This window comes from Corallococcus macrosporus (genome assembly GCF_017302985.1).
GTDB classification, from domain to species: Bacteria; Myxococcota; Myxococcia; order Myxococcales; family Myxococcaceae; genus Corallococcus; species Corallococcus macrosporus_A.
Window position 1 is genome coordinate 233,605 of the sequence record NZ_JAFIMU010000010.1, and the last position, 19,378, is coordinate 252,982.

At 70.5% G+C, this 19,378-nt stretch carries 19 protein-coding genes and 1 riboswitch; of the genes, 5 read left to right on the top strand and 14 right to left on the bottom strand.

All coding sequences use genetic code 11. The features are described from left to right. Positions 1-26 precede the first annotated feature (26 nt). Positions 27-1,025 (top strand): helix-turn-helix transcriptional regulator, encoded by a 999-nt coding sequence (locus tag JYK02_RS31695; protein WP_207056607.1) that lies wholly within the window; start codon positions 27-29, stop codon positions 1,023-1,025. Here JYK02_RS31695 and lpdA read toward each other — a convergent pair. After that, positions 1,022-2,419: a dihydrolipoyl dehydrogenase gene (gene lpdA, locus JYK02_RS31700; RefSeq protein WP_207056608.1), complete on the bottom strand. Its 1,398-nt coding sequence runs from the start codon at positions 2,417-2,419 to the stop codon at positions 1,022-1,024. The two genes, JYK02_RS31695 and lpdA, sit on opposite strands and share 4 nt — an antisense overlap. Before the next feature lie 114 nt (positions 2,420-2,533). On the opposite strand from lpdA, the gene JYK02_RS31705 reads away from it, so the two are divergent. Further along, positions 2,534-3,637, top strand: a complete 1,104-nt coding sequence (locus JYK02_RS31705; protein WP_242589425.1) for a hypothetical protein — start codon at positions 2,534-2,536, stop codon at positions 3,635-3,637. A gap of 57 nt (positions 3,638-3,694) precedes the next feature. Here JYK02_RS31705 and JYK02_RS31710 read toward each other — a convergent pair whose 3' ends face one another. The 10 genes from JYK02_RS31710 to hisG form a co-directional block, all read right to left on the bottom strand. Further along, the gene (locus tag JYK02_RS31710; protein WP_120523716.1) at positions 3,695-4,138 is read right to left on the bottom strand and encodes a DofB protein; all 444 of its coding nucleotides are present in this window, start codon (positions 4,136-4,138) and stop codon (positions 3,695-3,697) included. A gap of 222 nt (positions 4,139-4,360) precedes the next feature. Further along, positions 4,361-4,978, bottom strand: a complete 618-nt coding sequence (gene hisIE / locus JYK02_RS31715) for a bifunctional phosphoribosyl-AMP cyclohydrolase/phosphoribosyl-ATP diphosphatase HisIE (RefSeq protein WP_207056610.1) — start codon at positions 4,976-4,978, stop codon at positions 4,361-4,363. Beyond that, a complete protein-coding gene (gene hisN / locus JYK02_RS31720) occupies positions 4,975-5,760 on the bottom strand; it encodes a histidinol-phosphatase (RefSeq protein WP_207056612.1) in 786 nt (261 codons plus the stop codon). The genes hisIE and hisN overlap by 4 nt, the downstream gene beginning before the upstream one ends. Continuing rightward, positions 5,757-6,518, bottom strand: coding sequence for an imidazole glycerol phosphate synthase subunit HisF (gene hisF / locus JYK02_RS31725; RefSeq protein ID WP_207056614.1), 762 nt, complete (start codon positions 6,516-6,518; stop codon positions 5,757-5,759). Before hisF ends, hisN begins: the two co-directional genes overlap by 4 nt. Beyond that, the gene (locus JYK02_RS31730; protein ID WP_014396523.1) at positions 6,518-7,063 is read right to left on the bottom strand and encodes an imidazoleglycerol-phosphate dehydratase; all 546 of its coding nucleotides are present in this window, start codon (positions 7,061-7,063) and stop codon (positions 6,518-6,520) included. The genes hisF and JYK02_RS31730 overlap by 1 nt, the downstream gene beginning before the upstream one ends. Next, positions 7,060-7,776, bottom strand: a complete 717-nt coding sequence (locus tag JYK02_RS31735; protein WP_207056615.1) for a HisA/HisF-related TIM barrel protein — start codon at positions 7,774-7,776, stop codon at positions 7,060-7,062. The genes JYK02_RS31730 and JYK02_RS31735 overlap by 4 nt, the downstream gene beginning before the upstream one ends. After that, entirely contained in the window at positions 7,773-8,366 is a 594-nt protein-coding gene (gene hisH / locus JYK02_RS31740) for an imidazole glycerol phosphate synthase subunit HisH (RefSeq protein WP_207056616.1), read from the bottom strand. Before hisH ends, JYK02_RS31735 begins: the two co-directional genes overlap by 4 nt. After that, positions 8,366-9,403 (bottom strand): aminotransferase class I/II-fold pyridoxal phosphate-dependent enzyme, encoded by a 1,038-nt coding sequence (locus tag JYK02_RS31745; RefSeq protein WP_207056617.1) that lies wholly within the window; start codon positions 9,401-9,403, stop codon positions 8,366-8,368. Before JYK02_RS31745 ends, hisH begins: the two co-directional genes overlap by 1 nt. Then, positions 9,400-10,701, bottom strand: a complete 1,302-nt coding sequence (hisD, locus tag JYK02_RS31750; protein WP_207056618.1) for a histidinol dehydrogenase — start codon at positions 10,699-10,701, stop codon at positions 9,400-9,402. The genes JYK02_RS31745 and hisD overlap by 4 nt, the downstream gene beginning before the upstream one ends. Beyond that, positions 10,698-11,555, bottom strand: coding sequence for an ATP phosphoribosyltransferase (hisG, locus tag JYK02_RS31755; protein WP_207056619.1), 858 nt, complete (start codon positions 11,553-11,555; stop codon positions 10,698-10,700). The genes hisD and hisG overlap by 4 nt, the downstream gene beginning before the upstream one ends. 293 nt (positions 11,556-11,848) lie before the next feature. On the opposite strand from hisG, the gene thiO reads away from it, so the two are divergent. The 3 genes from thiO to moaA all read left to right on the top strand — a co-directional run bounded on the left by thiO (position 11,849) and on the right by moaA (position 15,441). Further along, positions 11,849-12,964, top strand: coding sequence for a glycine oxidase ThiO (gene thiO / locus JYK02_RS31760; RefSeq protein WP_207056620.1), 1,116 nt, complete (start codon positions 11,849-11,851; stop codon positions 12,962-12,964). 172 nt (positions 12,965-13,136) lie between these two features. Continuing rightward, positions 13,137-14,369, top strand: a complete 1,233-nt coding sequence (locus JYK02_RS31765) for an HD domain-containing phosphohydrolase (protein ID WP_207056621.1) — start codon at positions 13,137-13,139, stop codon at positions 14,367-14,369. 67 nt (positions 14,370-14,436) lie between these two features. Beyond that, a complete protein-coding gene (moaA, locus tag JYK02_RS31770) occupies positions 14,437-15,441 on the top strand; it encodes a GTP 3',8-cyclase MoaA (protein ID WP_207056856.1) in 1,005 nt (334 codons plus the stop codon). A 3-nt stretch (positions 15,442-15,444) separates the two neighbouring features. Here the strand turns inward: moaA and JYK02_RS31775 are convergent, their stop codons facing one another. The 3 genes from JYK02_RS31775 to JYK02_RS31785 all read right to left on the bottom strand — a co-directional run bounded on the left by JYK02_RS31775 (position 15,445) and on the right by JYK02_RS31785 (position 19,264). Continuing rightward, positions 15,445-15,855, bottom strand: a complete 411-nt coding sequence (locus tag JYK02_RS31775; RefSeq protein ID WP_207056623.1) for a DUF4870 domain-containing protein — start codon at positions 15,853-15,855, stop codon at positions 15,445-15,447. A 130-nt stretch (positions 15,856-15,985) separates the two neighbouring features. Continuing rightward, complete coding sequence (gene thiC / locus JYK02_RS31780) at positions 15,986-17,857, bottom strand: phosphomethylpyrimidine synthase ThiC (protein WP_207056624.1); 1,872 nt, start codon at positions 17,855-17,857, stop codon at positions 15,986-15,988. A gap of 45 nt (positions 17,858-17,902) precedes the next feature. Then, a riboswitch (TPP riboswitch) is annotated at positions 17,903-18,015 on the bottom strand. A 115-nt stretch (positions 18,016-18,130) separates the two neighbouring features. Beyond that, positions 18,131-19,264 carry a hypothetical protein gene (locus JYK02_RS31785; protein ID WP_207056625.1) on the bottom strand — a complete coding sequence of 378 codons (1,134 nt, stop codon included), beginning with the start codon at positions 19,262-19,264 and terminating at the stop codon, positions 18,131-18,133. Between the last annotated feature and the right edge of the window lie 114 nt (positions 19,265-19,378).

Here is a 19,378-nt window from a genome sequence, read left to right on the forward strand (position 1 = left end):
CACCCCACCTGGAACCCGGAGGGCCCATGCGCGCGGATCGCCTCGTCCACCTCTTGATGCGCCTCCAGGCCCGCCCGCGCAGCACCGTGGGCGAGCTGGCGCGCGAGCTCCAGGTCTCCAGCCGGACGGTGCACCGCGACCTCGACGCCCTCTCCACGTCGGGCGTCCCCGTCTACGCGACGCGAGGCGCGGCGGGCGGCGTGGCGCTGATGGAGGGCTGGCGCACGCAGCTCACCGGCCTCACGCGTCCGGAGCTCCAGGCCCTGGCCACGGTGGGAGCCCCCGGCGCGCTGGACGACCTGGGCCTGTCCACGCCGCTGCGCACGGGCCTGGTGAAGCTGGCGGCGGCCCTCCCCGCCCTCCAGCAGCCCGCGCTGGAGCACGCGCGCCAGCGGCTCCACGTGGACGCCTCTGGCTGGTTCACCGGCCGCGAGCCCCTGCCGCACCTGGGCAAGCTGCGCGACGCCGCCTGGCAGGACCGCCGCGTGTCATTGAGCTACGAGGACTTCGACGGCGCCCGCTCCCGCCGGACGGTGGACCCCTACGGGCTCGTCATCAAGGCGGACCGCTGGTACCTCGTCGCCGGGACGGACAAGGGCCCCCGCGTCTTCCGGGGCGGGCGCATCGCGGACGTGCGGCTGCGCCCCCAGGGCTTCACCCGTCCCCACGGCTTCGACCTGCCCGCGTTCTGGAAGGACTGGTGCGCGAGGTTCGCCGTGGAGCGTCCCCGCTACGACGTCACCCTCTCCTGCACGACGGAAGGCGAAGCGGCGCTGCGGAAGGTGCGTCCCCCGGCCGACGGTGAGCGCATCGACAAGGCGCCCGCGGCACGCGGTGGGAAGCGGAAGGTGACGCTGGACTTCGAGCGGGAGGCCATCGCGGTCTCCCAGCTGTGCGAAATCGGGGCGGGCGTGGAGGTGCTCGCCCCGGAACCGCTGCGCCTGCGGCTGGCCGCGCTGGCGGCCTCACTGCAGGCGCTCTACGGCGGGCCCGGCCAGAAGAGGCCGGGCCGCCGCGCCCGCTAGAAGTGCAGCGGGTGACCCAGCGTGGCCTCGGCGCCCTCGTGCATGATCTCGGAGAGCGTCGGGTGCGCGTGGATGGTGTGGGCCAGCTCCTCGGTGGTGATCTCCAGCTTCATCGCGACGCAGGCCTCGGCGAGCAGCTCCGTGGCGTGCGGCCCGATGATGTGGATGCCCAGCACCTCGTCGTACTTCCGGTCGGAGACGATCTTGATCATGCCGATCGACTCGTTGGAGATGGCCGACTTGGTGACGGCGCCGAAGGGGGCGATGCCCACCTTCACGTCGTAGCCGCGCTCCTTGGCCTTCTTCTCCGTGAGGCCCACGGACGCCACCTCGGGGTAGCAGTACGTGGCGGACGGGGTGAGGTCGTAGTTGATGGGCGCGGGGTTCTTCCCGGCGATGTGCTCCACCACCATCACGCACTCGGCGCTGGCCATGTGCGCCAGCATCGGCGTCGGGATGACGTCGCCAATGGCGTAGACGTTGGGCTCGCTGGTGCGGCACATCGTGTCGACCTTGATGAAGCCGCGGTCCACCTGGATGGACGTCTTGTTGAGGCCCACGTCCTCGGTGACGGGCGCGCGGCCCACCGCCGACAGGAGGATCTCGGCCTCCAGCGTCTTGGTCTCCTCGCCCACCTTCATGGTGACGCGCACGCCGTCCGCCGTGTGCTCCACCTTCTGCACCGCGGAGCCCGTGTGCACGTCGATGCCGCGGCGGCGGAAGATCTTGTCCAGCTCCTTGGAGATGTCCGCGTCCTCGATGGGGAGCAGCGCGGGCATGTACTCCACGATGGCCGTCTTGCTGCCCACGTGGTTGAACACGGAGGCGAACTCGCAGCCCACCGCGCCGGCGCCCAGGACGATGATGCTCTTGGGGATGCGGTCGATGGTCAGGATGGAGTCACTGTTCATCACCCGCTTGTGGTCCACCGCCACGTTCGGCAGGGACTTGGGCACGGAGCCCGTGGCGATGATGATGTTCTTCGTCTCCAGGGTCTGCTTGGAGCCGTCCTCCGCCGTGACCTCCACCTTGCCCTTGCCGGCGATGCGCCCGTGGCCCTTCACCACGGTGATCTTGTTCTTCTTCATCAGGAAGTCGATGCCGTTGGCACCCTTGGTGACGACCTTGTCCTTGTGCTTCTGGGCGTTGGCCCAGTTCACGGTGGGGTTCGCCACGTCGATGCCGAAGTCGGACGACTCCTTGATGTGGTGGAAGAGCGACGCCGTCCACAGGAGCGACTTGGTGGGGATGCACCCGCGGTGCAGACACGTCCCGCCCAGGCGCTTGTCCTTTTCGATGATGGCCGTCTTCAGCCCGAGCTGGGCCGCGCGGATGGCGCCCACATAGCCGCCAGGACCCGAGCCGATGATCACCACGTCGAAAGTCTCAGCCACACACGCCTCCGGTCATTTTTGCGGATGGAACTCGCGGGCGCTGATAACCCCCGGTCCCGGTTGGAATCAAGGAGTTTGCTCGTGCGTCGCTTCCCGCTCCACACGCTTCTCTTGATGCTAGTAGCGCTGCTGGCGTTCGCGCGCCTCTATTACGTGACGCATCAAACCCCGCCCGCTCCGGCCCCCGGGCAGGCGCCGGGCGCGAAGCCGCCGGTGAAAATCACGCCGCCCGACCTGGGCCCCGCCGCGTGCCGGGGCCTGGACGCCGTCCTCGGGGACCTGCTCTCTCCCGACGGAGGCGCCTCCACCTCGGGGGACGCGGGGACCGCCTGGAGCGACGCGCGCCGTCAGCTCGGCGACTGCCCCACCCCTCCCGCCGCCGCCTGTGCGAGGGGCCCGGCCCTGGCCTCCCTCGCGCCCCTCACCGCGAGGGACGGCGTGCCCCGCGAGCTGCTCGCCACCCTCTGCGAGCGCTGTGCGCCGGCCGACAATCCCTGCGGCCAGGCCGTGACGCGCGCGTTGCAGGAGGCCGCCCGCCGGGGGAACCCGGACCTGCAGGAGGCGCACTGGAGCCTGGAGCACGCAGGCACTGCCCTGGGCGCGGCCTGCCAGGAGCTCGTGCGCCAGGCCGTGGGGCCCGCGGCCGTGACGGGGGCGGACGTGGAGCCGCGGCTGCTGGCGATGCTGGAGGAGCTGGCGCCCACGTGCGTGACGACGGGCCAGCTGCCCGCGCCGCTCCTGAACGCGGCGGCGGTGCAGCAGGGCTCGCGGGCGCCCCGGCTCGCGACGCTGCACACGCAGGGCGCGGTGGAGGCCAAGGCCATCGAGCCGGATCAGCAGAAGGGGCCGGGAGACGCGTTCCGCGCCTTCGACCGGGACGAGCTGTCGGGGGTGAAGCTGTCCATGGCCGAGGTGGGCTCGGACGGCGCGCTGCGGCTGGAGTACGCGCCCACGCTGAAGTACGCGGTGTCGTTCCAGGTGCTCGCCACGGGACCGGGCTCGCTGCGGGCACACATCCGCGCGCCGGACGGCGTGGGGCGCCAGGAGCCGGGAGGCACGGGTTTCTTCGTGGATCCCACCGTCTGCCGCTTCCGCGGCACGGGCAGGTGGGAGGTCTGCAAGCCCGCGGTCCCCCTGCTCGACGTGGACGCGGTGAGCGTCGTTCCGGAGCGGCCGGCGGTGGAGCTGAAGGAGCTGGAGATCATCGGCGCCCGGTAGCGCGGGCGCCATGACGCACGCGGCGTCGGAAGCACTCCGACGTCGCTCGCGTGGGTCTCAGGCGATGAGGCCGCGGTCGCGCGCCTGGCGGAAGATGGACGACGCGTCCTTCTTCAGCGCGGTGGAGACGTCCTTCACGATGGCGTCCGCCGACTTGGCGACCGACAGGTAGTTGTCGAACGTGCGCGTGAGGATGAGCACGCCCGAGATGATGACTCGCTGGAGGTTGTGCTGCAGGTCCGTGCCCTCGTACACCAGCCAGGACTGCTCACAGTAGCGGCGGCCCTCGGCCACCATCTGGTTCAGGTGCGCGCGCTCGGTCGCGTCGGGAACCTTCGCCTTGGGGCTGATGGACGCGATGTACAGCACGTTCTGTCCCAGCCGCTGCGTCGCCTCCTCCATCTGCGCCATGATGGCCTGGACGTCATCCTTCGTCGGCGGGTTGTGCCAGCGCGAGAAGAGGACGCGGTCGATGAGTTCGGATTGGTACGTGGCAGACACGAAGCCTCCGGGATGCGAACGCTGATGACGACGGGGCCGCTTCGTCGGGCACGGCCCGTGTCGCAGGCCGGAATCTGTACCAGGATCACAGAAGCACTTGAAGAGTAGCGGACACACGCCTGCACCTTTGGCGCGCTTGTGTGCCAGTCACGCTGTGAGGATGCAGTGCTGCTGGACAACTCCGCCTGGGTCGCAACCGACACGCCGGGCAATCCGGGGAGTTCAGGGCACCTTTGGACGTGCGCGCGCGGCCAGGACGGCCTTCACGTCCTCCAGCGTCAGGCCCAGGGGACGCACCGCCACGAGCACGTGGTACAGCACGTCGGCGGCCTCCTCGGCGGCCCGGTGGGCATCCGCGTCCGCGCAGGCGGTGACGAGCTCCGCTGCCTCCTCCCCCAGCTTCTTCAGCCGCAGGTTCCGGTCCTCCAGCAGGCGCCGCGTGTAGCTGGGCTTCGCGCCTTCCGGCACGGGGCCCGTCGCGCGGGCGGCGAGCGTCGCGTCCAGGTGCGCGAGCGCGTCCCAGCGTCCCTCGCCGAAGCACGTCTCCTCGCCGGTGTGGCAGGCAGGGCCGGCCTTGCGCACGCGCGCGAGCACCGCGTCGCCGTCGCAATCCGCGGTGAGCGAGACGACCTTCTGGGTGTTCCCGCTGGTGGCGCCCTTGTGCCAGAGGCCGCGCGTGCGGGAGCGGTAGTGCATCTCGCCCGTCGCGAGCGTGCGCTCCATCGCCTCGCGGTCGGCATGCGCCACCATCAGGACGTCGCCGGTGTTCGCGTCCTGCGTCACCACCGTCACCAGCCCCTGGCCCTTGTCGAAGTTCAACCTGGAGAGGTCCAGCGTCATGACCGCACTCCCTTGCCCAGCACGTCGCGCACCTGCTTCGCCAGCGCTCCGTTGGTGGCGATGCCGTCACCGCCGAACGCCGTGCGCCTTCCCTTCCAGTCGGTGAACACGCCGCCCGCCTCCTCGATGATGGGTTGCAGCGCCGCCGCGTCCCAGGGCGACAGGCCCTCGTCCACCATGGCCTCCGCGCGGCCGGTGGCGACGAGGAGGTAGCCGTAACAGTCCCCCCAGGTGCGGGAGAGCGACGCCTGCTGGGACAGCTCCCGCCACGCCGCGCCCTTCGCGGGGTTCTGGAGGAAGCGCTCGTCGGTGATGAGCACCACGGCGCGCTCCAGCGAGTCCTGCTCCGACACGTGCGCCGCGGATCCGTTCCAGAAGCAGCCCAGGCCCGGGGACGCGACGACCAGCTCGTTCACGGCGGGGAAGTAGGCCGCACCCGCGAGGATGTTCTCCCCTTCCGCCACCGCGACCAGCGTGCCCCACAGCGGCACGCCCCGGATGAACGTCTTCGTGCCGTCGATGGGATCCAATATCCAGCGGCGCTTCGCGCCCGCACGCGACTCACCGAATTCCTCGCCCAGGATGCCGTCCTCGGGGAAGCGCGCCTCCAGCCACTCGCGGGCGGTCCATTCGGCGGTGCGATCCGCCACGGTCACGGGCGTTCCATCGCTCTTGGTGTCCACGGCGATGCCGCGCCGGAAGAAGTCCAGCGCCACGTCACCGGCCTTGCGCGCCACGTCGGCGGCGGCCTCCATCAGGTCTCTCGGGTCCGCGTTCTTCATGTCGTGCTCCGGATGGAGATGCCGTTGTCCTTCAGCAGGGACTTCAAGGCGCCCACGGTGGTGAGGCCGTCGTGGAGGATGCCCGCGACGAGGGCCGCGTCCGCCGCGCCGACAGTCAGGGCATCGCGCACGTGCTCCGCGCGGCCCGCGCCACCGGAGGCGATGACCGGCACGTCCACGGCCTCCGCCACCGCGCGCGTCAGCTCCAGGTCATAGCCGGTGCGCGCGCCGTCCCGGTCGATGCTGGTGAGCAGCACCTCGCCCGCGCCGCGCCGGACGCACTCCTTCGCCCAGGCCACCGCGTCCAGGTCGGTGGGACGGCGGCCGCCGTGCGTGTAGACGCGGTAGCGGTCACCCTCCCGCTTCGCGTCGATGCTGGCCACGACGCACTGGGCGCCGAAGCGCTCCGCGCAGCCGGTCAGCAGCTCCGGGGTGGCCACCGCCGCGGAGTTGATGCTCACCTTGTCCGCGCCGGCCCTGAGCGCTCGGCCCACGTCGTCCACGGTGCGCACGCCGCCGCCCACCGTGAGCGGGATGAAGAGGCGCTCCGCGGTGCGCTGGACCAGGTCCCACAGCGTCTGGCGCTCCTCGGCGCTCGCGGAGATGTCCAGGAAGGTCACCTCGTCCGCGCCGGCTTCTTCGTAGCGCCGGGCCAGTTCCACCGGGTCGCCCACGTCGCGCAGGCCCTCGAACTGGACGCCCTTCACCACGCGGCCGCCCTTCACGTCCAGGCAGACGATGATCCGTCGGCGGAGCATCACTTCACCTCCAGGGAGACGCTGCCCTTCATGCTGAAGACGACGCCGGAGTCCACCATCGCGTCGCGCAGCGCGAGCCCCAGCGCCTTGAAGGCCGCCTCGGTGAGGTGGTGGCTGTCCTTGCCGCGCAGCACCCGCAGGTGGAGCGTGATGCGCGAGTGCTCGCAGAACGAGCGCATCCAGTGTTCGTACAGGCGGTTCTTCAACGGGCCCCGGTAGTAGAAGCGCCCGCCCGCGTCCAGGCACGCCTGCACGAGCGCGTCGTCCATGGGCAGGGTGCGCTCGCCGTAGCGCGCGGCCGTGGCGGGGATGACGCGCTGGACGGCGGTGCCCAGGGTGATGGCCACGTCCTCCATCAGGTGGTGGCGCAGGTCGCCGCGCGCGTGCAGGGTCAGGTCCAGCCCCGCGTAACGCGCGAAGGTGGCGAGCATGTGGTCGAAGAACTTGAGGCCCGTGTCCACCCGGGCCACGCCTGTTCCGCGCGCCAGCTCCACCGTGACCTGTGTCTCCTTCGTTTCCCGGACGACCGTGGTGACCGTGCTCATTCCGTGAACTCCCGCGCGACCGCGCGCGCATCCAGCCGTCCTGTGTAAAGCGCCATGCCCACCACCGCTCCGTGCGCGCCCAGCTTCGCCAGTGCGCGCAGGTCCTCCAACGTCGTCACGCCGCCGGAAGCCAGGAGCCGGTGCCGGCTCGAGCGGGCGACCTCTTCCATCAGCGGAAGGTCCACGCCGCCCAGCTGTCCCTCCTTGTGCACCGCCGTGACGAGCATCCCGCCCAGCGGCAGGGGTTCCAGCGCGGACAGCACGTCGCGGATGTCGCGCGCGCTGCCGGCCGTCCACCCCCGAGTCACCACCTCGCGGCCCTTCACGTCCGCGGCGACCACCACTCGGCCGGGGAAGCGCTCCGCGACCTCGGTGAGCCAGGCGAGGTCCTCGATGGCGCGAGTCCCCACGACGACCGAGGACGCCCCACCCGCGAGCACCGCCTCCACGCGCGAGGCATCACGAACTCCGCCACCCACCGTGAAGGTGAGGCCCGGGGCGTGCGACACCAGTCGCGCCACCACGTCCGCGTTGGAGCCCTTGCCCAGCGCCGCATCCAGGTCCACGACGTGGAACGTGCGGAAGCCCAGCGCGAGCCACTGCTTCAAGGCATCCAGCGGATCGTTCACGCGCACGCGCTCCGCTTCGTAGGAGCCCCCCACGAGCTGCACGCACGCCCCTTCCCGCAGGTCGATGGCCGGAATGGCGATCACGAGGCCACCTCCTGGAGGAACGCCTGCACGAAGCGAACACCCGCCTGGGAGGACTTCTCCGGGTGGAACTGCACGCCCAGCACGTTGCCGCGTCGCACGGACGCGGGGAACCGGTCGCCCTCGTGGGTCGTCCAGCCCACGACTTCGCGCGAATCGGCGGCGCGGCACACGAAGCTGTGCGCGTAGTACACGGTGGACAGCCGCGTGGACTCCAGCGCCCGGTCCTCCTCCACGTCGTTCCATCCAATCTGCGGGACGTGCCGCGCGGACAGCCGCGTCACCCGGCCCGGGAAGTAGCCAAGTCCCTTCCCTGCCCCCTCGTCGCTCTCCTCGAAGAGGAGCTGCATGCCCAGGCAGATGCCCAGGCACGGCAGGCCCGCGTCCAGTGCCTTCCGCATCGCTTCGCGTCCTGGAGCCAGCCGCGCCGCCGCGGATCCGAACGCTCCCACTCCGGGCAGCACCAGCACGTCGGTGTCCAATGCGCGCAGCGGATCCTCCTGCACGCGCACCTCCGCTCCAGGCGTGGTGGCCAGAGCCTTGATCAGCGAGTGCAGGTTGCCCGCGCCGTAGTCGAACAGGGTCACTCGCATCACAGCACCTCCTTCAAGGCCTTCAGCGCCGAAGCCATCAGGGGCCAGGGACCGCAGCCGATGCGCAGCGCATCGCCCACGCCCGTGAGCCCTTCGAACACCCGCACGTTCACGTTGCGCTCCCGCAGCGCCTCGCCCACCCTGCGAGCCTCCGGCACGGGGACGAGGAGGAAGTTCCCCTCCGAAGGCAGCGGCTCCAGGCCCAGCGCCTTCAATCCGCCGCGCAGCCGCTCGCGGTTCTCCACGGCCTCCGCCGCGCAGGCCTCCATCCACGCGACGTCCTCCGTGAGCGCGGACACCGCCACGGCCTCGCCCAGCGTCGTGTGCTTGTAGGGCCCCCGTGCCTTCTCCACCTCCGCGACCAGCGACGGCGCACCGACGCCCCACCCCACCCGCAGGCCCGCGAGCCCGAACGCCTTGGACATCGTGCGCGTCACCAGGACGTTGGGCCGGGTCCTCGCGAGGTCCAGGAAGTCCCCGCCCCGCGCGAACTCCACATAGGCCTGATCAATGAGCACCACGCCGCGGGCCTCATTCACCAGCCGCTCCACCGCCGAGCGAGAGGCCACCGTGCCCGTGGGGTTGTTCGGCGTGCACACGTAGATGAGCTTCGCCCCCGTGGCGAGCAGTCCCTCCACGTCCAGGTCATGGTCCGCACGCAGCGGCACGGGCACCGGCTTGAGCGCGCTCAACCGGGCGAACATGGGCACCATCACGAACGTGGGATCCGGAAAGGCGACCACGTCTCCGGGCTCCAGGAAGGCCCGCAGCGCGCAGTCGATGACGTCGTCCGAACCACACCCCGTCGTCACGCTCTCCACCGCGACGCCCGCGTAGCGAGCCACGGCGCGCTTGAGGTCGGGCGCGTAGCCCGCGGGATAGCGGGAGAGCTTCAGGAAGCCCTCCTCGCGCAACACGCGGTCCGCCGAGGGCGGTGCGCCGAAGAGGTTGGTGTTGTCGCTCAGGTCCACCCGGCACGGCTTCTTCGCCGGGGAGTACAGCGGGATGTCCCGATACGTTTCGCGGAAGGGAATCACGGCACCCTCCAGGCCCGCGCCGCGGCCGCGTGGGCGAAGAGCCCCTCGCTGTCCGCAAGCGTCCCCACGTCATCAGCCATCGCCGCCGCGGCAGCGGGCGTCACGCTCTGCCACGTGGTCCACCGGTAGAAGTCCAGCACGCTCAGCCCCGAGTAAGCCCGGGCCAGGCCCGCGGTGGGCAGCACGTGGTTCGCGCCCGTGAGGTAGTCGCCGAAGGCCACCGACGCGCGCTGTCCCACGAACACCGTGCCCGCGTTGCGAACGCGCGACAGGTCCTCCGAGGGCTTCGACGTCGCGAGCAGCAGGTGCTCCGGCGCGAAGTCCGCGACGAAGGGCCACGCCTCCTCCAGCGAGTCGATGCGCAGCACCGCGCCCCGGCTGCCCAGCGCCGCGAGGACGATGTCACCGCGTCGCGCGACGCGGGCCTGCTGCTCCACCGCGTCCCGCACCGCCTGCGCCAGCGGAGCACCCACCACCAGCGCCACGCAGCAGGCCTCGGGGTCGTGCTCCGCCTGCGCCAGCAGCTCACGCGCCACGGCCTCCGGGCGAGCACTCCCGTCGGCGACCACGAGGATTTCACTCGGGCCCGCGGGAGCGTCGATGGCGACGGCGTCCACCACCTGGAGCTTCGCCGCCGCCACGTAGGCATTGCCCGGTCCGACGATGCGGTCCACCCGGGGAACGCTCTGCGTGCCGTAGGCCAGCGCGGCCACCGCACCCGCGCCACCCAATGCGAAGACCCGGTCCGCGCCCGCCAGCGCCGCCGCCGCGAGCACTCCCGCGCTCGGCAGACCGTCCGGCCCGGGCGGTGAACAGACGATGACCTCCCCCACGCCCGCCACCTTCGCGGGCACCACGCCCATGAGCACGCTGCTGGGGTACACCGCCCTGCCGCCCGGCGCGTAGACGCCAACGCGGCTCAGTGGATCCGGCCGGCGGCCGACAACGACGCCGGGCTCCGTCTCTACCTCGATGGCCTGGGGCCGCTGCGCCGCGTGCGCCCGGGCGATGTTGCGTGCCGCGCGGGTCAGCGCCTCGCGCACGTCGGACGGAATCGACTCCAGCGCCGCGTCCCACCGTGCGCGAGGAACCTCCAGGGCCTTCAACTCCACGCGGTCGAACTCGCGAGCGAAGTCGAAGAGGGCCCGGTCACCTTCCGAGCGAACGCGCGCGATGAGCGCCTGGACGCGCGAAGCCACCTGGGCGTCCGACTCCCCCGTGCGCGCCAGCAGCTTCCGCCGCGCGTCGGGCTCCAGTAAAGCCAGGGCTCCCTGATACTTGAGGACGGAGGCGCTCATGCCATCAACCTCTCGATGCGCGTGACGAGGATGCCTTGCCCGCCCAGCGCCTTCAGCGCGTTGACCGTGCGGTAGAGCGTCTTCGACGAGACCACCGCGTGCACCGCCACGAAGTGGCCGCCGTTCATCACGTCCACCACCGTGGGGCCGTTGAGGCCGGGCAGCACCTCGCGCACCTGCTCCAGCGACGTCTTCGGGACGTTGGCCATCAGGTAGCGCCGCCCGCGCGCCGCCAGCACCGACCCCAGCGCCTGCGTCAGCTCCTCCAACGCACGCCGGGCCTCCGCGCCGTTGCCGGGATACGCCACCAGCCGGGCGCTGGACTCCAGCACGGTGGACACCTCCCGCAGGCCGTTCATCTTCAGCGTGGAGCCCGTGGACGTGAGGTCCACCACGATGTCCGCGATGCCCAGGTGCGGAGCGATCTCCGCCGCGCCGCTCACCGGCACCACCGTCACCTTCTGTCCGCGTTGCTGGAAGAAGGCCTGCGTCAGCCGGGGGAAGCAGGAGGCCACCCGCATCCCGTCCTTCACGTCCTCCACGCGCGTGATGCCGCTCTCGTCGCGCGCGGCCACCACCAGCCGGCAGCGGCCGAACTCCAGGTCCATCAGCGACTCCAGCTCGCGCCCGGCCTCGTTCACCAGGTCCCAGCCGGTGACGCCCGCCTGCGCGGCGCCGTCCGCGACGAACTCCGGGATGTCCTGCGCGCGGACGAAGATGGCCTCGAACTCGCCGCCCAGGGACGCGGTGAGGGCCCGCTCACCGCGAGCGCGCACCTCCAGGCCCGCGTCGTTGAACAGCTCTCGCACTTCCTCGGACAGACGTCCTTTGTTGGGCAGGGCAATCTTCAACATGGATGGGCTCGGGGGACTGCGATGGCGGAAACGAAAAAAGGCCCGTCCTGGGGGGACGGGCCTTCGGTCACTGCGGCATCTGCCGGAAGTGGGTGCGTTCTAGTGCGTCACCCAGGCATGCGCGCGGCGAACGGTCCCGTCATGGGCCGGCCGATGATGCGCATGGTGGTGATGCAGGGACGTGGAACGCACGGCACTAGGGTTAACGACCGGAGGCCCCGGCGTCAAGTCACCCCGGGTCATCGCCTGTCTTGACGCTTGCAAACCCGTGCTCGCTTGAGCACAAGCGGCGCATGGCAACCTCCGACGTCCTCGTGGTGGGCGGTGGCGTGATGGGCTGCGGCATCGCGCTGAAACTCCGTCAGGCTGGTGCGCGCGTGACGGTGCTGGAGCGCTCCATCCCCGGCGCCGAGGCCTCCAGCGCCGCCGGCGGCATCCTCGCGCCGCAGTGGGAGGCCGACGGACCGGGCCCCTTCTTCGAACTCTGCCTGCGAAGCCGCGCCCTCTATGGAAGCTTCGCCGCCGAGCTGCGCGAGCTGTCCGGCGTGGACATCGCGTACCGGCCGTGCGGCCTGCTGCGCGTCGCGTTCGACGAAGCGGACCTCCATCACGTGGAGTCCACCGTGGGCTGGCAGCACGGCATGGGGCTGCGCGCCGAGCTGCTCGATGGCAAGGCCGCGCGCGAGCTGGAGCCGCACCTGGCCCCCACCGCCGTGGGCGCCGCGCACTTCCCGGATGATCACCAGGTCGACAACCGGCTCCTCGTCCGCGCGCTCACCATGGCCGCCGCGCGCGTGGGCGCGGTGTTCCGCAGCGGCTACGTGCGCGGCGTGGTGCACGAACACGGCCGCGCGGTAGGCGTGGACCTGGATGGCGAGGTGCTGCGCGCGGACGCCGTCGTGCTGGCGGCAGGCTCGTGGTCGTCCCTGGTTCAAGGTGCGGGCGTGTCGGCGCAGGCGGTGCGTCCGGCGCGCGGGCAGATGGTACAGCTGCAGACGCGGCTGCCCCTCCTGGAGCGGGTGGTGACGTCCGCGAAGGGCTACCTGGTGCCGCGCGCGGACGGGCGGATCATCGCCGGGAGCACCATGGAGCACGTGGGCTTCGACAAGCAGGTGACTGCGGCGGGCCTGGCGCGGATCCTCGACATGGCGCTGGAGCTGTGTCCGGACCTGGGCAGCGCCCCCATCACGGAGACGTGGGCCGGCTTCCGTCCCTGGACCCAGGACGCGCTGCCCTACATTGGAGAGGGGCCCACGCCCGGTCTGTTCCTGGCCACGGGCCACTTCCGCAACGGCATCCTCCTGGCCCCCATCACCGCGAAGCTCGTCGCGCAGGCCGTGCTGGGGGAGAAGCCCTCGGTGGATCTCACCCCCTTCCGGTACGACCGGGAGACGCGGGCGCGCGGATGACGCAGGGCGCCTGCCCGCCCTACGCGCGGAGGCGGGGAATGCGCCGAGGACCCGCGACGTTCACCCCGGCGCCAGGGCTCGCACCCCACCCTGGATGGCAGGGAGGCGAGGGGGTGATGATTTCTCGCACTCGTTCGCCTTTAATCCCTGGAAACCTCTAGAATCTTCCACCGTGGAAGCCATCCCCCCCGCACCGCCCAGAATCCTGATCGTCGACGACGACGACTCCGTCCGCGACGTCATCTCCGTCCTTCTCCGCGAGGAGGGCTACAACTGCGTCGTGGCCAACGGCGCCGAGATGGCGCTCGACGTCGCGGGTGAAGAAGAGACGCCGCTCGTCATCAGCGACATGAAGATGCCGGGCCGCGACGGGCTGTGGCTCCTGGAGAACCTGCGCGAGCGGCTGCCGGACACGTCCGTCATCATGCTCACCGGCTACGGCGACACCGAGTCCGCCGTGGACTGTCTGCGCCGGGGCGCGGTGGACTACCTGCTCAAGCCACCCAAGCTCACGGACCTGATCCGGGCCATCGAGCGTGCGCTCGCCAAGCGCCGCATCGAGATGGCGCGCAAGCGCTACCAGAAGAAGCTCGAGGGCAAGGTGCGCGACCGCACCGCGGAGCTTCGCAGCGCGCTGCACAACATCGCCAACACGTACCAGAACACGCTGCTGGCGCTGGTGGCGGCCCTGGACGCGCGCGAGCACGAGACGAGCGACCACTCCCAGCGCGTGGTCAGCTACACGAGCGCCATCGCCAGCCGCATGGGCATCCACGGCAAGGAGATGGAGGAGATCGGCCGAGGGGCGCTTCTGCACGACATCGGGAAGATCGGCGTGCCGGACGCGGTGCTGCTCAAGCCCGGCAAGCTCACCCCCGACGAGTGGCTGGAGATGCGGCGTCATCCGGAGATCGGCTTCCAGATGATCCAGAACATCCCCTTCCTCTCCACCCCGGCGGACATCGTCCTGTCGCACCAGGAGCGCTATGACGGCGCGGGCTACCCCCGCAACCTCCAGCGCAACGAGATCCACATCGGCGCGCGCATCTTCGCGGTGGCGGACACGCTGGACGCGATGACGAGCGACCGGCCGTACCGCAAGGGCACGACGTTCGCCAACGCCATCCAGGAGATCAAGCGCTGCGCCAACACGCAGTTCGACCCGGACGTGGTGAAGGCGTTCCTGGACATCGGCGAAGAGGGCCTCATCCGCATCAAGAAGGAGATGGCGGAGAAGAAGCTCAACCCGATGCAGGCCGCCGCGGACGCCGCGGAGTCCGAGGCCGAGCTGGCGCGGCTCACCGACCTGGATGACGAGCCGGACTCTCCGCCGGTGGGCAGCACGGCCACGCCCATTGGCGCGCCGCCCGTCGTCATCCGCTCCGCGTCCGGCACCGAGGGCTGAGCCTGCCCGCCGGAAGCGGTGCCTTTCCCTGGCAGGGTTGCTATCCATGAAGGCGGAAGGCCCCGTGATGACCGCCCCCCTGCCCGCTTCGAATCCGCTCGCCCCGCCGCTGTGTGACGCCCAGGGGCGGCGCATGACGTACCTGCGGCTGAGCGTCACGGACCGCTGCAACTTCCGCTGCACCTACTGCTCGCCCGCGTCGTGGGGCGGCAAGAGGGACCTGCTGGACGCGGGAGAGTTCGAGCGCATCGTCTCCGTCTTCGCGCGCATGGGCATCCGCCGCGTGCGCCTGACGGGCGGCGAGCCGCTTGCCCGGCCGGACATCCTGGAGATTGCCCAGCGCATCGCGGCGGTGACCGGCGTGGAGCACCTGGCCATCACCACCAACGCCAGCCGCCTGGAGTCCCTGGCCGAGCCGCTGCGCGCCGCGGGCGTCACCCAGCTCAACCTGAGCCTGGACACGCTGTCCGCGGACGTCTTCCGGCGCATCTCCAAGCAGGGCGACTTCGCGGCGGTGCTGCGCGGCATCGACGCGGCGGCGGGCGCGGGCTTCCAGTCGCTGAAGCTCAACGTCGTGGTCATGCGCGGCGTCAACGACGCGGAGGTGCCGGAGCTGGTGACGTACGCGCACGCGCGCGGCATCACCCCGCGCTTCATCGAGCTGATGCCCTTTGGCCAGGGCACGCCGGTGCCCACGGCGGAGCTGCTGGAGCGCCTGGCGGCTTCAGGACGCGTCCTCACCGAGGAGCCCCAGGAGAGCGCCGCGTCGCCCACGTCCGGCCCCGCGCGCTACTGGCGCACGGAGGGTGGGCGCGTGGGGTTCATCTCCCCGCTGACGCAGAACTTCTGTGGCGGCTGCAACCGGGTGCGGGTGGCGTCCAACGGCGACCTGCGCAGCTGCCTGGGTGGGCGCGCGCAGGCCCCGCTGCATCAGCTCATCCGGGGCGGCGCGACGGATGAGGAGCTGGCCGTGGCCGTGCGCCGCGCGCTGGGAGAAAAGCCGGAGGGGCACCGCTTCACGGAGGCCGGAAACGGCGCCACGCTCCTGCCCATGATGGGCATTGGCGGCTGACGGCTACTTCACCAGCCGCAGGTTCACGGGGTAGCGGTACACCTGACCCTCGTTCGCCTTGATGCCGCCGATGACGCTGAACACCAGCGACGCCAGCGCGACGATGGGCACCAGGATGAAGCCCACGCCCACGCACATCAGGATGCCGGAGATGAACATCGCGATGAGCGTGGTGATCTGGAAGTTGAGCGACTCCACCGCGTTGCCGCGGACGAAGGACGACTCCTTGCCCTTGGTCAGCATCAGGAACAGCGGCACGGCCCAGCCCAGGAAGCCCGCGCCCACCACCAGGCCGGCGATGGCGCCCAGATGGGACAGCATCCCCATCACCTTCTCATCCTGCGTCGCCGTGGGCGAGCCGGTGATGAACTGGCCGAACTGCTGATCCTCACGCTGCTGGGGGTCCATGTCCATGAGAGCCCTTCCGGTAGGTCCGAGGGGCGCGACGGATGCGCCCGATGGGGCGCACCATGACATGCCGTGTCGGTGCCTGTCATCCAGCGGACAGGGGCCACGCCAGGAGGCCCCCGCCCGCTGGCCGGCTCTAGCGGTACAGCGCGTGGCCGGCCTTCTTGAATTCCTCGCTCTTCTCCTTCATCCCCTGCTCCAGCGCCTGGGCCTCGTTGACGCCGACCTTGTCCGCGTAGTCGCGCACGTCCTGGGTGATCTTCATGGAGCAGAAGTGCGGGCCGCACATGGAGCAGAAGTGCGCGACCTTGGCGCCCTCGGCGGGGAGCGTCTCGTCGTGGAAGGCGCGAGCGCGCTCGGGGTCCAGGGACAGGTTGAACTGATCCTCCCAGCGGAACTCGAAGCGCGCCTTGGACAGGGCGTTGTCACGGGCCTGCGCGCCGGGATGGCCCTTGGCGAGGTCCGCGGCGTGGGCGGCGATCTTGTACGTGATGACGCCTTCCTTCACGTCATCGCGGTCGGGCAGGCCCAGGTGCTCCTTGGGCGTCACGTAGCAGAGCATCGCCGTGCCGAACCAGCCGATCATCGCGGCGCCAATGCCACTGGTGAAGTGGTCGTAGCCCGGAGCGATGTCCGTGGTGAGGGGCCCCAGCGTGTAGAACGGCGCCTCGTGGCACACGGCGAGCTGCTTCGTCATGTTCTCCTGGATGAGGTGCATGGGGACGTGACCGGGGCCTTCGATCATCGTCTGCACGTCGTGCTTCCAGGCGATCTTCGTGAGCTCGCCCAGCGTCTCCAGCTCGCCGAACTGCGCGGCGTCGTTGGCGTCGGCGATGGAGCCGGGGCGCAGGCCGTCACCCAGGCTGAAGCTGACGTCATACGCCTTCATGATCTCGCAGATCTCCTCGAAGTGCGTGTAGAGGAAGTTCTCCTGGTGGTGGGCGAGGCACCACTTGGCGAGGATGGAGCCGCCGCGGCTGACGATGCCGGTGAGGCGCTTCGCGGTGAGCGGGACGTACTGGAGGCGCACGCCGGCGTGGATGGTGAAGTAGTCCACGCCCTGCTCGGCCTGTTCGATGAGGGTGTCGCGGAAGATGGCCCAGGTGAGCTCCTCGGCCTTGCCGCCCACCTTCTCCAGCGCCTGGTAGATGGGCACGGTGCCGATGGGCACGGGCGCGTTGCGGAGGATCCACTCGCGCGTCTCGTGGATGTTGCGGCCGGTGGACAGGTCCATGACGGTGTCCGCGCCCCAGCGGATGGACCAGACCATCTTCTCCACTTCCTCCTCGATGGAGGACGTGACGGCGGAGTTGCCGATGTTGGCGTTGATCTTCACCAGGAAGTTGCGGCCGATGATCATCGGCTCCACTTCCGGGTGGTTGATGTTGGCCGGGATGATGGCGCGGCCGCGGGCGATCTCGTCGCGCACGAACTCCGGGGTGATCACGCGAGGAATCGCGGCGCCCCAGGAGTGGCCCGGGTGCTGGGCGGCGAGTGAAGCATCGAGCTTCTGGTTCTCACGCACGGCGACGTATTCCATCTCCGGCGTGATGATGCCCTTGCGGGCGTAGTGCATCTGGCTGACGTTGGCGCCGGCCTTGGCGACGCGGGGCTTGCGGATGTGGCCGAAGCGCAGGCCATTGAGGCGCGGATCGGCTTCACGGGCGCGGCCGTACTCCGAGGTGATGCCAGACAGCTCGTCGGTGTCGTTGCGAGCGCGGATCCAGTTCTCACGGACAGCGGGAAGGCCCCGGCGCAGGTCGATGTCGGCGGAGGGGTCGGTGTAGGGGCCGCTGGAGTCGTAGACGTAGACGGGAGGGTTGGGGGTCTCAGGGCCGGAGTGGCCATGGTGGCGCGTGGGCGTCTGGGCGATTTCGCGCAGGGGAACGCGGAGGTCGGGGTGCAGGGACCCGGGCGCGTAGACCTTGCGCGAGGCGGGAAGCGGGCCGCGGCTGATCCCCTCCAGCACCTTCCCATCGACCTTGAGGCTCTTGGACGCTCCACTCATCGGACATCTCCTCGTGAGAACGGACGGGAGACGGGACGGGGGCCTGGAGCACCCACACCGCTTCCCTCCGCCGGTACTAACCGGTTCAGGTTCAAAGGGATCGGAAGCGGCCACGCCTCCGTCTCAGCCCCCTTCCGGAGGCACCCCTAGCGACTGCGGAGCGGTGTAGCGCAGGGGGAAGCGCGCTTCAACCCGGGGAGCCTTGAGCCTGGGGACAGTGGACGCACGGCGGCCCTCCAGGGAGGGGCGCATCACTTCCAGGCCCGGTGTTGCTCAATGACTGACCGCGGCGCGTTCCTGTGGATGGGGAGCCTGACCTGGCCGGGTCGCCAGGGCCCGGCGCAACACGATCCCTGCCCACTCGAGCTCTTCCTGTGACAAGTCCATTCCCAGCAGCTCGCGGCCCTTGTCGTGCTCGATGACGATGCCCCTGCCCCGTGACACCTTCGTCCGTGCGTCGCGCACGTCGATGTCCTGGATGCGCGAGGCCGGCAGCCTCGTGACCTTGCGGCCCCGCCAGGGGCCGTACCGCGTCAGCTCGATGCCTCGCGAAGAGGCGTTGATGGACCACCGGCTGGTGGCTTCCCTTGCGACCCACCACCAGAAGGCGGCGCCGCAGGCGACGAAGAACGTGCTCACGATGATGGGCACCGGCGAAGCCGCGGACTGCATTCCGAACATCTGTCGCCACTGCTTCAGCAGGAACAGCGGCCCGCCCACCGCGATGACGACGGCGAAGGCCGCCTGCGCCGCGTATTCGGGCCGCCATCCGCAGGCAGGCAGCTCCAGCGTCAGCCCCCGGGCGTCCTGCTTGAACTGGATGCTGCTGCCAGCCGGCAGGTCCGGGAGGCGTTCATCCGTGAGCGGTGCCTCCTCCAGACGTGCCGTCACGGAGCGACTCTGCCCCCCTTCCACGCTCAGCCCCAGCCCGAGGAACCGGGCCACAGCCTGGGCCAGGCTCAGCGCCTCGTCCCGGTCGTCGCTGTGGGACAGGACGAGCGCTCCAGAAGGCCCCAGCAGCGCCACGACGTAGACCTTCGCGATGAAGAGCCCCTCCGTGGACCCCTTGTCGCGCATGTAGAGAGCCACCGACGTGAACGACTCCAGGGGCTGCGGCTTCGCGCCCAGGGCCTCCCGGACGCCGGCGCGGCGCCACACGGTGCGGGCCTGCTGGTCCAAGACCACCTTCCACCGGGACGTCAGGTGGTGGAGGGACACGGCGCCCATCGCCATCATCAGGAGCCAGATGCGCACGTCACCGAAGAGGCCCGTCACGTAGGCCACCGCCGGGAAGGCCACCACGACCAGCGCCGCGCCACGCGCCAGCCAGCCGTCGATGGGGCCGACCTTGTGCTGGATGTTCAGTAAGGGGCCGGAGATGGACCAGTCGTGAGTGCCGCAACGCATCCGCCCGACGTTAAAGCCCCTGTGCCAGGGACGAAAGGCGCGGCGTGCCCGCCAGACAACGTGAACAACACCGCCTGTCGCTCCAGAAGCAACATCTGGGATGAGACAGCCCCG